This is a genomic window from Pseudalkalibacillus sp. Hm43 (genome assembly GCF_051842935.1).
Classification (GTDB): Bacteria; Bacillota; Bacilli; order Bacillales; family Fictibacillaceae; genus Pseudalkalibacillus.
Genome location: NZ_JBPXRR010000001.1, coordinates 1723332 through 1737208, shown reverse-complemented (window position 1 = coordinate 1737208; position 13877 = coordinate 1723332). Strand labels below are relative to the sequence as shown.

The following is a 13877-nucleotide window of genomic DNA, read 5'->3' as shown; positions in this document are numbered from 1 at the left end:
GGATGTTCCATGGATTTGGAATCAATCAAGGACCCTAAATTTCTACAACAACTGGATGTTGACCAGCTAGAAGAACTGGCTGCTGAAATCCGTACTTTTTTAATTGAGAAAATTTCAAAAACAGGTGGACATCTCGGGCCGAATTTAGGCGTGGTTGAATTAACGTTGGTTCTACATAAATTATTCGAAAGCCCGAAAGACAAGTTCATTTGGGATGTAGGACATCAAGCATACGTACACAAAATTTTGACGGGTCGAGCAGACAAGTTCGATACATTAAAACAATACAAAGGTCTATGTGGATTCCCTAAAATGTCTGAAAGTGAACATGACGTCTGGGAGACAGGACACAGTTCCACTTCACTTTCTGCTGCCATGGGTATGGCGACAGCACGTGATCTGAAAGGGACGGATGACGAGGTCGTTGCAATCATCGGCGATGGCGCGTTGACCGGTGGAATGGCGCTTGAAGCATTGAACCATATCGGACATGAACAGAAAGATCTTATTGTCATTTTGAACGACAATGAAATGTCCATCGCGCCGAATGTCGGTGCGCTACACAATGTATTGGGACGTCTGCGCACCGCTGGTAAATACAAACGCGTCAAAGAAGAATTCGAATCGTTATTGAAGAAAGTGCCTGCAGGAGGCCGATTGGCTTCGACGGCTGAACGATTGAAAGATTGCTTGAAGTACTTGCTTGTGTCCGGAATCTTTTTCGAGGAATTAGGATTCACATATCTTGGACCTGTAGATGGACACAGTATTGATGATCTTACGGAAAACATCAAATATGCGAAAAAGACAAAAGGACCTGTCCTCGTACACGTTCTTACCCAAAAAGGAAAAGGATACAAGCCTGCTGAAACCGATGCAATCGGTACATGGCATGGACCTGGCCCTTATAAAATCGAATCAGGGGACTTCATCAAGCCTACTGTTGCTGGACCTAGTTACAGCAAAGTGGTCAGTGAGACGTTACGTACGGTTGCACGGAAAGATGAGCGTCTAGTCGTTCTCACACCAGCAATGACGGTAGGATCGAAACTAGAAGCATTCGGAGAAGAGTTCCCGGATCGTTTGTATGACGTAGGAATTGCGGAACAGCATGCAACAACGATGGCAGCAGGACTTGCCACTCAAGACATGAAGCCTGTGCTTTCCATCTATTCAACATTCCTCCAACGGGCATACGATCAACTTGTTCATGATGTTTGCCGACAGAACCTGAATGTTGTTTTCACTGTAGACCGTTCTGGATTGGTTGGTTCTGATGGTGAAACGCATCAAGGCGTATTCGATATCGCTTTCTTGCGACACTTACCGAATATGGTCGTTTTGAACCCGAAAGATGAAAACGAATTGCAGCATATGGTTTATACAGCTACTGAATATGACGCTGGACCGATTGCCGTCCGTTTCCCAAGAGGTACAGGTCTTGGCATTCCGATGGATGAAAAACTCAAGAAGATTGAAATCGGCACATGGGAAGTTTTGAAAGAAGGAAAAGACATTGCGATCCTTGCAGTCGGGACAATGATTCCAGTCGCTATGCAGGCTGCTGAACATCTGAAATCGCAAGGCGTTTCCGCAAGTGTCATTAATGCACGTTCGATCAAACCTCTTGATAACGGTATGATTACTGAACTCGTCACGAAGCGAATTCCGATTTTGACGATGGAGGAAGGTATCCTTCAAGGTGGATTTGGAAGTGCCGTACTTGAGTTTGTCCATGACATGGGAATACATGATGCGGTCATCGATCGGATGGGTATTCCAGACCGTTTCATCGAGCATGGAAGTGTCTCTAAGCTTCTTGAAGAAATCAACCTCACTCCTGAGGGAGTCGTGGAACGCGTATTTGAAATGATTCCGAAGAAACAACAGAGGGCTTACTGATTATGAAAAAGAAAGAACGGCTTGATATTCTCCTCGTCGATCGCGGGTTGATCGAAACGAGGGAGAAAGCCAAGCGAGCAATAATGGCAGGGCTTGTCTTCTCAGAACACGAACGCATGGACAAGCCTGGTCAGAAAGTGGATATTACAATTCCGATTGAACTGAAAGGGAATCCGATTCCTTATGTCAGTCGGGGCGGCTTGAAATTAGAGAAGGCGTTGAAATCATTTGATTTTGATGTAAATGAGAAGATCATGATCGACATCGGATCCTCTACAGGAGGATTCACCGATTGTGCCCTTCAGAATGGTGTTCAATTCGTTTATGCACTCGATGTCGGCTACAACCAGCTAGCCTGGAAACTCCGGAATGATGAACGCGTAAAAGTGATGGAACGGACCAATTTTCGTTACTCCAAGCCTGAAGACTTTGACAAAGGTCTTCCACAGGTAGCGACGATTGACGTATCCTTCATTTCCTTGAAACTGATTTTACCTGTCCTGAAAGAAATTTTGGTTCACGGCGGACAAGTCATCGCCCTAGTGAAACCACAATTTGAAGCAGGCCGTGAGGAAGTCGGTAAGAAGGGCATCATTCGTGATAAAAAAGTTCACCAGTCTGTACTCGAGAAGATCATTGAATTCAGTCACCAAACAGGCTATAACATTTTGAATTGTACACATTCACCGATAAGAGGTGGTGAAGGGAACATCGAGTTCCTTTTACACTTGGAAAAACCTCAGTTGAATGAGGAGGCTTCCATCATATGGACCGGAAAGCCGGAATCGGTCGTGAAGGAAGCACATGAATCTTATAAAAATGACGAAAGATAACGGAAACCACATCCGTTATCTTTTTTTGCTTGTAATAAGGGGTAGCTCTATATACAGCGGTATACATGTTTATTCACCATATACGTGTACAATTAGACAGGATTCGTTTATGATAAGCATATATACGCGTGAAAATGTAGAAAGCACCTTGTGGAGTGATACGATGATGAATAAAGGGCAACGCCATATTAAAATAAGAGAGATCATTACGAATTTTGACATCGATACCCAGGACGAGCTCGTCGAGCGCTTGAAAAATGCTGGATTCAATGTCACGCAAGCGACAGTCTCCCGAGATATTAAAGAACTGCATCTTGTTAAGGTTCCGATGCAAGATGGACGATATAAATATAGTCTGCCAGCGGATCAACGGTTCAATCCTTTACAGAAGTTGAAGCGAACGTTGACGGACAGCTTCATCAATATCGATCATACCGACCACCTCATCGTCATGAAGACGTTACCAGGAAACGCGAATGCGGTTGGGGCGTTGATTGATAACTTGGACTGGGAAGAAATCATGGGGACGATTTGCGGTGATGATACGATTTTGATTATTTGTCGTTCTCCTGAAGACAGTCCACTTGTCACACGACAATTTTTAGATATGCTATAGAACGTACTGTAGGAGGGAAATTATGCTTGCGGAATTATCCATACGAAATTTTGCGATTATAGAACAAGTCACCGTTCCCTTTGAAGAAGGTTTAACTGTTTTGACAGGTGAAACTGGCGCAGGTAAGTCGATCATCATCGATGCGATCGGCTTGTTGATCGGTGGTCGCGGCTCTTCAGAGTATGTGCGACACGAAACGGACCGGGCAGAAATCGAAGGTCTTTTTTACATACCAGAAACACATCCGGTCACACAGAAAACCCAAGAACAGGGCATTGAGGTTTCAGATGGAATGGTCGTTCTGAAGCGTCACATTACGAGCTCTGGCAAAAGTATTTGCCGTATCAACGGAAAGCTTGTTACATTGGCGATCTTACGAGAGATCGGTCAATCGCTCATCGATATTCACGGTCAGCACGAGCATCAATTCCTGTTACAAAGCGATAAACACCTGCACCTGTTGGATCAATACCACTCAAGTGACTTGAAACGGACGAAGCAAGAATATCAGCAATTATATAAACGATTTATAGATACACAAAAACAGTTGAAGCAATTGACGGAAAACGAGCAAGAAATGGCGCATCGAATTGATCTGATCCAGTATCAGCTTGAGGAAATCGACAAGGCGAACCTGCAGCCGAATGAAGATGAAGAATTAATGGAGGAAAAACAACGGCTCAGTAATTTTGAAAAGTTGTTCCAGTCCGTCCAGGACGCTTACAGCGCGTTGTATGGTGAGGGAAAAGGCGTCGACGTTCTTGGGCTTGCAATGAGTCATTTGGAAGATGTATCTGATTATGATGAATCCTTGAAACCGATTCAGGAAACTGTCACGAATGCTTATTACGCATTAGAAGACGCTTCTCACCAGCTTCGGGATTATGTTGATACGATGGAGTTCGATCCAGAGCGGCTGACGTTCATTGAAGATCGTTTGCATGAAATCAATACACTCAAGCGAAAATACGGAAATTCTGTAGAAGAGATTTTGGAATACAGTTCACGGATTGAAGAAGAGCTCGATACGATTACGAACAAAGATGATCGCATCCGGAAGTACGAAGATGAGTTAAACGAAATCGGAAAAGATCTGTATTTAGAAGCGAAGCAATTGAGTAAGCTAAGAAAGAAAGCTGCTAAAGATCTTGAGAAGAAAATCCATCGCGAGTTGAAGGATCTTTATATGGCGAAAACGACTTTTGAAGTATCGTTTGAACCTGCAAGCAGTTCTTCGACTGTTGGTGTTGAAATCGATGGAAACTACATTCAATTCGGAAAAAATGGTATGGATGATGTGGAGTTCCTTATTTCCACCAATCCAGGAGAACCTTTGAAACCGTTGGTCAAAATCGCATCTGGTGGAGAGCTCTCGAGGATTATCCTTGCTTTGAAAGCGATCTTCTCGAATGAGCAGGAAGTTGCCTCGATCATTTTTGATGAAGTTGATACGGGAGTGAGCGGTCGAGTCGCACAAGCGATTGCTGAAAAGATCCAGAAGCTGTCGGCTGGCTCACAAGTCCTTTGCATCACGCATTTGCCACAGGTTGCTGCAATGGCAGACCGTCATCTTTATATCCAGAAAAAAGTAAAAGGCGATCGAACGTTGACGCTTGTGAAGCCTTTGCCATTTGAAGAAAAGGTGAAAGAAATCGCTCGAATGATTTCCGGCGTCGAAATTACTGACCTGACAAAGCAACATGCTAAAGAAATGATTCAATTCGCTGATGAAGTAAAAATTACATCATGAAAAGCTATCCATTTAAGGGTAGCTTTTTCTTTTCACTCTTGGTTATAGAAACATCCTCTAAAGGTAAAATTATAAATGCAACCATAAAAAAGTTGTAGGGTAAGGAATGAGGAGAGTGACTGAATGAAAAGAGTGAAAATCAGACAATTAGTCGGCATTCTTCTCCTTGGATTCCTCATAAGCTTGGGTTTCATTAAGCCTATTCAGGACTATCTCAGTATCCCAACTGATATAACCGTGTTCCAGGGAGAGAGATTAACGATAGATCAGAAACACCCAAAAGCTACACTGCATTCTTCCGATCAAGAAGAATCCATATTGTCGATTGGTAATATCGAAAACAATCCTCAATCCTTTTCAATAGAAGCGAATCAAGATGGTAACGCAGAGGTTACCATGCAAGTCTCCAATTTACCTGTCAAGAAAATGAATGTGAAAGTACTTCCTGAATTCAAAGTCATCCCGGGAGGGCAAAATATCGGGGTTCGCTTGAACACAGTCGGAGTATTGGTGGTCGGACACCATCTCGTCGGAACGTCTAACGGTGACGTGTCCCCAGGGGAAAAAGCAGGTATCCAAGTCGGAGACATCATCACAGAAATCAATGGTAAATCCATTCAAAAAATGAGTGAGATCGGTCCTTTCGTAAAGCGAAGCGGTGAATCCCATCAATCACTCGATCTGAAGATCATCCGTAATAAACAGACATTGCACAAGAAATTAACTCCTGTAAAGGATAAGTCGGATTCCAGTTTTCGTATCGGATTGTACATCCGTGATTCTGCAGCAGGCGTTGGAACGATGACGTTCTACCACCCTGATTCAGGCAAATACGGAGCACTCGGACATGTCATCTCTGATATGGATACGAAAAAACCGATTGTCGTGAACGATGGTCAGATCATTGGATCCACCGTTACCTCCATTGAAAAGGGGACGCACGGACGACCAGGTGAGAAGTTAGCCCGATTTAATGATGGTGAAAAGATCCTCGGCAGTATTTTCAAGAACACGCAATATGGTATCTTCGGTAAGCTGAAAGAGCCAATGCGAAATGGAATCATGGATAAAGCACTTCCGATCAAGCTTTCACACGAAGTGAAAGAAGGACCAGCTGAAATATTGACCGTTGTAAAAGGTGAAGAGGTCAAAAAGTACGACGTGGAAATCGTCAGTTCAGTGCCACAGAAATTCCCAGCCACGAAAGGTCTCGTCGTGAAAATTACAGATCCGGATCTACTGGAAGCTACAGGCGGAATCGTGCAAGGTATGAGTGGAAGCCCAATCATCCAGGATGGAAAAGTCATCGGTGCAGTCACGCATGTATTTGTCAACGATCCGACAAGCGGATATGGGGTGCACATCGAATGGATGCTGAGCGAAGCAGGCATCAATATATACGAACGAAATAGAAATGGCGACAAGGTGGCGAGCTGAACGAGCTCGCCTTTTTGTTATTGGCAGAGGGGATGTTGGAGTTGCTAGTAGAGCGAGAAGCTCATTCGCACCCCGCAAGAGAAGTTCAACTCGAATCCACACGACCTACTGAATCTCACCAAAAAATCCCCCATATTATTTTTGTCTCGGAAGTTGTGACAACATCTGATATAATAAATATAAAGAAAATTCGACAAAGAACACGAAAATCCGATATGTCAAATTGTGATTTAGGTCGAAATTTCGAGGAAAATGAAGGATGTAAAAGATTGAGATATTTTATGATAAAAATATTAAATAATTAAAGGAATTATGAAATTCATGTGGAAATCTTACATACAAGGGTTAGAAAAGATGTGAGGAGGAACATCAATTGCAAAATATTAAAGTGTGTTTGGCAGATGATAACAGAGAGTTAGTGGGGCTTCTTGATGAGTATATTTCTAGTCAGGATGATATGGAAGTTGTAGGTGTCGCTTATAACGGTAAGGAATGTCTGGAGCTTTTGGAAGAGGAGACGCCTGATGTTCTTGTATTGGATATTATCATGCCACATTTAGACGGTCTGGCTGTTCTTGAGAATATGCACGACTTGAACTTGAGTTCGAAACCGAATGTCATCATGTTGACAGCGTTTGGTCAAGAGGACGTTACGTCGAAAGCAGTTGAATTAGGGGCATCATACTTTATTCTTAAACCTTTTGATATGGAAAACTTAACGAACCAAATCCGTCAGATCAGTGGAGCCAAGAAATCATTTGTCAAATCTTCTTCAAATACATCTTCATCTCGTTCTTACACGAAAGAGTACAAGCCGAAGAATTTGGATGCAAGCATTACGAGCATCATCCATGAAATCGGAGTACCTGCACATATTAAAGGTTACATGTACTTACGCGAAGCGATTACAATGGTTTACAACGACATCGAATTGCTCGGATCAATCACGAAGGTCCTTTATCCTGATATCGCGAAGAAATTCAATACGACAGCATCCCGTGTCGAGCGTGCCATCCGTCATGCAATTGAAGTGGCATGGAGCCGAGGCAACATCGACTCGATCTCCAATCTGTTCGGCTACACAGTGAGCATGTCGAAAGCAAAGCCGACGAACTCAGAGTTCATCGCGATGGTTGCGGACAAGCTGCGCATTGAACATAAAGCAGGCTGAAGAGCAAATAAGTGAATACAAAAATAAAGCATCCTTGCTGGGGTTACCCAGACAGGATGCTTTTTGTTTTTACAATTATGATGATCGCACATTCTGATAAGCCGTATTCAGATTACGGATCCGTTTGACGACCTCTGAATTTTTGTTGATGTTATCATTCACGAGCGTGGAAACCATGGAAACATAATAGCTGTTCATCGCTTGTTGCTTATTGAAAACATCCTCGTTTTGCTCCGCATAAGCACGGAAATTTTCCTCGAAAAATGGTACGCTGAATTGCTCCATTATGAATTGCCTCCCTTTTTACGAAATCTGGGTTGAACATTGTTCCTCTTACGATCACGGTAAAAGATGAAGCCACCCACGAATCCGAATCCCACAATGAACAAAAGGATTCCTGCGATCAATTCAATAAGAAAATTCGGGAACGGTGAGTGAACGATTCCGAAGAGGGAGTCTCTGATCAGTTTGATGCCGATGACTCCACCGATTCCTGGTATTACTAATATGAGAAGTGCCATTATTCTTGTCATTTCAATCATCCTTTTCTCGGTCTTCATTGTACCTATTTTAGGGATTTCTGTCTATAAGTTTGCGAAGAGACCCAACTAACGGTAAAATGAAAGGTGTGAAAAATATTGCATGGTAAAAACTAGGGTGTAGATGATGAAAAATGTCATAATTATAGGCGCGCAAAAAGTAGGTACGGCATTGGTGAAAATGATCGAAAAATCCAATGCGCTCAAATTGGTCGCTGTGATCGATCCGGAAGAGCAAGCCCCAGCCATTCAGCTTGCTCAAAGTAAAGGGATCCGCACAGCAACGGATTGGAAAAAGATCATTGATTCACCGATTGATGTCGTGATTGAAACAACTGGAAAGGAAGAGATTTTTTCATCTCTTCAAGAAGTGAAAGACCGAAAATGGGTGATCATTCCTCCATCTGTCGCTGTATTGATATCCAATCTGATGGAAGAGCAAGAAAACCTGATCAATCAATTATCAAGTCAGTCTAGACAACAAGACTTGGTGCTAAGCTCCTCTCACGATGGCATGATTGCAATCGACCAAAACCGTAAAATCACCATCATGAACAAAAGTGCACGAATGATGACAGGTCTCCAAAGCGTGTCAGCGATCGGAAGAGAAATCACTGAACTAATTCCGAACAGTGAATTACCCCGGATTTTAGATACTGGAAAGACAGAAGTCAATAAAGAGCAAGTGCTGGACAACGACAGAAAAATCATCACGACAAGAACGCCGATGATCGATGATAACGGAAAAATCATCGGAGCGTTTGCGGTCTTCAAAGACATCACCGAAGTCGTTGAAATGGCCGAAGAAGTGACAAGCTTGAAAAGTGTCCAAACGATGCTGGAAGCGATTATCCACTCTTCAGAAGAAGCGATTACGGTCGTGGATGAAGAGGGGAAAGGTCTCATCGTCAATCCAGCTTATACGAGACTGACTGGTCTGAAATCAGAAGACATATACGGAAAACCGGCAACGACGGATATTTCTGAAGGAGAGAGCATGCATATGAGGGTGCTCCGAACTCGGAAACCTGTCCGAGGCGTACGGCTCAAGGTCGGTCCGAACCGTCGGGATGTAATCGTAAATGTAGCACCTGTCATCGTAGATGGAAAGTTGAAAGGCAGTGTCGGTGTCATCCACGACATGTCCGAGATCCAGTCGTTGACTGCCGAATTGCAAAGAGCACGACAAATCATTCGTACATTGGAAGCGAAGTACACATTCTCGGATATCATCGGCGACTCGAAGGAAATGCAGTTCGCCATCGATCAAGCGAAGCTTGGTGCAACCACGCCTGCAACAGTGCTATTACGCGGAGAATCCGGTACGGGTAAGGAATTGTTCGCTCATGCTATACATAACAGCAGCAATCTGAAATACAACAAATTCGTACGAGTGAATTGCGCTGCCATATCTGAATCCCTTCTGGAAAGCGAATTGTTCGGCTATGAAGAAGGTGCCTTTTCTGGTGCTCGTAAAGGTGGAAAACGGGGGCTTTTTGAAGAAGCAAACGGTGGCAGCATATTTTTAGATGAAATCGGGGAATTATCAAGCGATACACAAGCCAAGCTATTAAGGGTATTGCAAGAAAACGAAATCATCCGTGTCGGTGGAACGAAAGCAATCCCGATCAATGTCCGGGTCATAGCAGCAACGAATGTCAATTTGGAGAAAAGAATAATCGATGGTTCGTTTAGGGAAGATTTATATTATCGAATCAATCGATTACCGATCTTCATACCGCCACTGAGAGAACGGAAAGAAGACCTGGGCAAATTATGCAACCATCTGATCCAGAAGCTGAACCAGGATTACGGGCGGAATATCGAGGGCATAACAGAGGCTGCGATCAACTATTTAGAAGGCTATGATTGGCCGGGTAACGTAAGGGAATTGGAGAATGTGCTAGGGCGTGCAATCATCCATCTTTCTTTCCATGAATCTTGGATTGATGTTCATTCCATACCACCACTTACTTCCAAGATAGGTGTGAAAAATCAAGCTTCCCATACCCCCATTAATAACCGATCGCTCCAAGAGCAGGTTGAGCATTTCGAGGAGAACTTAATCCGTTCAACGTTAGCTCAATGTAACGGGAATAAAACGAAAACAGCACGAACCCTTGAGTTATCTTTGAGGAATTTATATTACAAAATTGATAAATACAACATTGAATAACATTGCATGCAAATTATTTCATACCATGAAAACATTTGCATGGAACAAATCGACAAAAACGACTTTAAATCAGCGTTTTTAAACTTGGCATGAATCTTGCATTTAATAATAGGCGGGGTACAAGAAAATTTGTGAAGGGGTTGAACATAGGTCATGCAATTAGAACAAATCATCCAAGAAGCAACCCAGTTACCTAATAAAACTGTTGCTGTAGCTGCTGCAGAAGATCATGAAGTGATTCAGGCAGTCAAAATGGCATTAGGGAAACAGTTGGCATCCTTCCAATTGTTTGGAGACGAAGATAAAATCAAGTCCCTTCTTCATGAAGAAGGACTAGAAGGCTCTGATCATTTGAAGGTTGTTGATTGTCAATCAGCTGAGGAAGCAGCTTCAAAAGCTGTCCAAGCCGTCAGCAGTGGAGATGCAGATGTCCTCATGAAAGGAATGGTTTCCACATCCACGATTCTGAAGGCAGTATTGAATAAGGAATACGGCCTCCGCACTGGAAAAGTGTTGTCCCATGTGGCGGCATTTGAAGTGGACGGTTTCGACCGACTCATTTTTGTCACGGATGCGGCGATGAACATCGCGCCCGATCTACAACAGAAAGCAGACATCATTCAAAACGCGGTAGATGTAGCGACAAGGATTGGTGTCAGCACACCGAAAGTCGCTCCGATTACAGCAGTAGAGGTTGTGAACCCGAACATGGTGGCGACACTTGATGCGGCAGCTTTAAGCCAAATGAACAAACGCGGCCAAATCAAAGGGTGTGTAGTAGATGGTCCACTTGCACTCGATAATGCCGTTTCTATGGAAGCAGCTTCACACAAAGGTGTAGGTGGAGAGGTTGCTGGACAAGCAGACATTCTGCTCGTTCCGAACATTGAAACTGGAAATGCACTTTATAAGTCATTGATCTACTTTGCGAAAGCAAAAGTAGGAGCTGTCATCGCTGGAGCAAAAGCACCGATCGTATTGACTTCACGTGCTGACAGTGCTGAAAGCAAGCTGCATTCGATTGCACTTGCCGTTCGTTCAGTTTAACAGGTCAAGTTAATGACCTTCATTAATAGATAGATTTGATTATCCCAAGGAGGAATTTATAATGGAAATTTTCAAGTATATGGAGACATACGATTACGAGCAACTGGTGATTTGTCAGGACAAACAATCTGGATTGAAAGCAATCATCTGTATTCACGATACAACATTAGGTCCTGCACTTGGTGGTACAAGAATGTGGACATACGAAAACGAAGACGCTGCAATTGAAGATGCACTTCGTCTTGCGAAAGGTATGACTTATAAAAACGCAGCAGCAGGTCTGAACCTTGGTGGCGGTAAGACAGTTATCATCGGCGATCCACGTACGGATAAGAACGAAGAAATGTTCCGTGCATTCGGACGTTACATCCAAGGATTGAACGGTCGCTACATAACGGCTGAGGACGTTGGTACGACAGTAGCGGATATGGATCTGATCCGTCAGGAAACTGAATTCGTAACAGGTGTATCCCCTGCATTCGGTTCTTCCGGTAACCCATCTCCTGTAACAGCTTATGGCGTATATCGCGGAATGAAAGCTGCAGCGAAGGAAGCATTCGGTACGGATTCGCTAGAAGGAAAAGTCATCGCAGTACAAGGTGTTGGAAACGTTGCTTATAACATGTGTAAACACCTACACGAAGAAGGCGCACAATTGATCGTGACAGACATCAATAAAGAAGCGGTTCAACGTGCGGTAGACGAATTTGGAGCAAAAGCAGTTGATACAGAAGACATCTACTCAGTAGATTGCGACATCTATGCACCATGTGCACTTGGAGCGACAATCAACGACGAAACGATTCCACAATTGAAAGCGAAAGTCATCGCAGGTGCAGCGAACAACCAATTGAAAGACACGAAGCACGGTGACCAAATTCATGAAATGGGTATCGCGTATGCACCAGACTATGTCATCAACGCTGGTGGAGTCATCAACGTAGCGGATGAATTGAACGGTTACAACCATGACCGCGCAATGAAGAAAGTAGAATTGATCTACGACAACATCGCACGTGTATTTGAAATCTCCAAGCGAGACAACATCCCGACATATCTAGCTGCGGACCGTCTTGCTGAAGAACGTATTGAGCGCAACAAGAACTCTAGAAGCCAATTCTTGTTGAACGACCGACACATCCTATCACAACGTCTCGGTCAATAATTTAAAAGTATCAAGAAACTCTATCTTCTAGGCTCTTCCTGTTAAATCCTAAGATTAAGGGGAGCATAGGAGTGGAGATGAAAAAAATGAATCATTATAGAGTCATCAATGGAGGGTTCCGTTTTGCAACAAAGAGAATATCGATTACTGGTAATTAATCCTGGGTCCACATCAACCAAGATCGGAATATTTGATGATGAACGCTCCGTGTTTGAAAAAACCATTCGACACGACAGCGAAGAAATCAAAGCTTTCGAACACATCATCGATCAATATGAGTTCCGTAAAAATGTCATATTGGAAACATTGGATCACGAAGGTATCAATGTTTCTAAATTAAGTGCGGTCGTCGGCCGTGGTGGCCTCCTTCGTCCAATCGAGGGCGGAACATATGATGTCAATGACATGATGCTCGAAGACCTCCGAAAGGGATACTCTGGGGAGCATGCCTCAAACCTCGGTGGAATCATCGCTTTTGAGATTGCCCAGGGGTTAAACATTCCGTCATACATCGTAGACCCTGTCGTTGTTGACGAATTGGCACCGCTGGCACGAGTTTCTGGTGTCCCTGAGATTGAACGGAAAAGTATTTTCCATGCACTGAATCAAAAGGCGGTTGCCCGAAGAGTAGCGAAACAATTGGGTAGACCATATGAAGAGTTGCGCCTCATTGTGACCCACATGGGTGGAGGAATCACAGTAGGTGTTCATGAACAAGGCAAAGTCATCGATGTAAACAACGGACTTCACGGGGAAGGACCATTTTCACCGGAAAGAGCAGGTACAGTCCCTGTTGGAGATCTCGTTTCCATGTGCTTTTCAGGAGAGTACTATGCTGAGGAAATTATGAAAAAACTAGTTGGTAACGCTGGATTTGTTGGTTACCTCGGAACGAACGATGCCGTTGAAGTCGAGAAGCGGATTGAAGAAGGCGATGAGAAAGCGAAGTTGGTCTATGATGCAATGGCGTATCAAGTCGCGAAAGAAATCGGTGCGGCAAGTGCCGTTTTACATGGTAAAGTCGATGCCATCGTTTTGACGGGTGGACTTGCTTACGGAAAAGAATTCGTGAACTTGATTACAGAGCGCATTGAATGGATCAGCGACGTTATCGTACAACCGGGTGAGAATGAACTACAAGCTCTTGCTGAAGGTGGACTGCGTGTCCTACGCGGCGAAGAAGAGCCGAAAGTGTACCCGAATCAACCAGTCAAACAGAGCATTTAACGAAAGGGGAATGA

The 13877-nt window shown here is 43.7% G+C and carries 12 protein-coding genes; 10 read left to right on the top strand and 2 right to left on the bottom strand.

Going from position 1 to position 13877, the window contains the following annotated elements:
• The first annotated feature begins 9 nt into the window (after positions 1-9).
• The 6 genes from dxs to spo0A all read left to right on the top strand — a co-directional run bounded on the left by dxs (position 10) and on the right by spo0A (position 7709).
• On the top strand, positions 10-1902 hold the full coding sequence (gene dxs, locus ACSVDE_RS09295) for a 1-deoxy-D-xylulose-5-phosphate synthase (protein ID WP_439300649.1): 1893 nt from the start codon (positions 10-12) through the stop codon (positions 1900-1902).
• Complete coding sequence (locus ACSVDE_RS09290) at positions 1902-2735, top strand: TlyA family RNA methyltransferase (protein WP_439301965.1); 834 nt, start codon at positions 1902-1904, stop codon at positions 2733-2735. The genes dxs and ACSVDE_RS09290 overlap by 1 nt, the downstream gene beginning before the upstream one ends.
• A 166-nt stretch (positions 2736-2901) precedes the next feature.
• Complete coding sequence (gene ahrC, locus ACSVDE_RS09285) at positions 2902-3351, top strand: transcriptional regulator AhrC/ArgR (RefSeq protein ID WP_439301964.1); 450 nt, start codon at positions 2902-2904, stop codon at positions 3349-3351.
• A gap of 22 nt (positions 3352-3373) precedes the next feature.
• Entirely contained in the window at positions 3374-5101 is a 1728-nt protein-coding gene (gene recN, locus ACSVDE_RS09280) for a DNA repair protein RecN (protein ID WP_439300648.1), read from the top strand.
• A 123-nt stretch (positions 5102-5224) separates the two neighbouring features.
• Entirely contained in the window at positions 5225-6538 is a 1314-nt protein-coding gene (gene spoIVB, locus ACSVDE_RS09275; RefSeq protein ID WP_439300647.1) for a SpoIVB peptidase, read from the top strand.
• Positions 6539-6911: 373 nt separating this feature from the next.
• Positions 6912-7709 (top strand): sporulation transcription factor Spo0A, encoded by a 798-nt coding sequence (spo0A, locus tag ACSVDE_RS09270; RefSeq protein WP_439300646.1) that lies wholly within the window; start codon positions 6912-6914, stop codon positions 7707-7709.
• Between the two features lie 75 nt (positions 7710-7784).
• Here the strand turns inward: spo0A and yvfG are convergent, their stop codons facing one another.
• Positions 7785-7994: a protein YvfG gene (yvfG, locus tag ACSVDE_RS09265; RefSeq protein ID WP_439300645.1), complete on the bottom strand. Its 210-nt coding sequence runs from the start codon at positions 7992-7994 to the stop codon at positions 7785-7787.
• Entirely contained in the window at positions 7994-8242 is a 249-nt protein-coding gene (locus ACSVDE_RS09260) for a DUF2627 family protein (RefSeq protein WP_439300644.1), read from the bottom strand. Before ACSVDE_RS09260 ends, yvfG begins: the two co-directional genes overlap by 1 nt.
• A 133-nt stretch (positions 8243-8375) precedes the next feature.
• Between ACSVDE_RS09260 and ACSVDE_RS09255 the strand changes: the two genes are divergently transcribed.
• The 4 genes from ACSVDE_RS09255 (at position 8376) to buk (ending at position 13863) form a co-directional block, all read left to right on the top strand.
• Positions 8376-10424 carry a sigma 54-interacting transcriptional regulator gene (locus ACSVDE_RS09255; protein WP_439300643.1) on the top strand — a complete coding sequence of 683 codons (2049 nt, stop codon included), beginning with the start codon at positions 8376-8378 and terminating at the stop codon, positions 10422-10424.
• Between the two features lie 153 nt (positions 10425-10577).
• Positions 10578-11471 carry a phosphate butyryltransferase gene (yqiS, locus tag ACSVDE_RS09250; protein ID WP_439300642.1) on the top strand — a complete coding sequence of 298 codons (894 nt, stop codon included), beginning with the start codon at positions 10578-10580 and terminating at the stop codon, positions 11469-11471.
• Between the two features lie 61 nt (positions 11472-11532).
• Positions 11533-12636, top strand: a complete 1104-nt coding sequence (bcd, locus tag ACSVDE_RS09245; RefSeq protein WP_439300641.1) for a branched-chain amino acid dehydrogenase — start codon at positions 11533-11535, stop codon at positions 12634-12636.
• Between the two features lie 108 nt (positions 12637-12744).
• A complete protein-coding gene (gene buk, locus ACSVDE_RS09240) occupies positions 12745-13863 on the top strand; it encodes a butyrate kinase (RefSeq protein ID WP_439300640.1) in 1119 nt (372 codons plus the stop codon).
• Positions 13864-13877: the final 14 nt, after the last annotated feature.

Bases quoted from the DNA above. Each gene is read 5' to 3' on its own strand.
- buk (WP_439300640.1), top strand. From the start codon at position 12,745: ATGGAGGGTTCCGTTTTGCAACAAAGAGAATATCGATTACTGGTAATT.
- ACSVDE_RS09260 (WP_439300644.1), bottom strand. From the start codon at position 8,242: ATGACAAGAATAATGGCACTTCTCATATTAGTAATACCAGGAATCGGT.
- spoIVB (WP_439300647.1), top strand. From the start codon at position 5,225: ATGAAAAGAGTGAAAATCAGACAATTAGTCGGCATTCTTCTCCTTGGA.
- ahrC (WP_439301964.1), top strand. From the start codon at position 2,902: ATGAATAAAGGGCAACGCCATATTAAAATAAGAGAGATCATTACGAAT.
- yvfG (WP_439300645.1), bottom strand. From the start codon at position 7,994: ATGGAGCAATTCAGCGTACCATTTTTCGAGGAAAATTTCCGTGCTTAT.
- yqiS (WP_439300642.1), top strand. From the start codon at position 10,578: ATGCAATTAGAACAAATCATCCAAGAAGCAACCCAGTTACCTAATAAA.
- ACSVDE_RS09255 (WP_439300643.1), top strand. From the start codon at position 8,376: ATGAAAAATGTCATAATTATAGGCGCGCAAAAAGTAGGTACGGCATTG.
- bcd (WP_439300641.1), top strand. From the start codon at position 11,533: ATGGAAATTTTCAAGTATATGGAGACATACGATTACGAGCAACTGGTG.
- recN (WP_439300648.1), top strand. From the start codon at position 3,374: ATGCTTGCGGAATTATCCATACGAAATTTTGCGATTATAGAACAAGTC.
- dxs (WP_439300649.1), top strand. From the start codon at position 10: ATGGATTTGGAATCAATCAAGGACCCTAAATTTCTACAACAACTGGAT.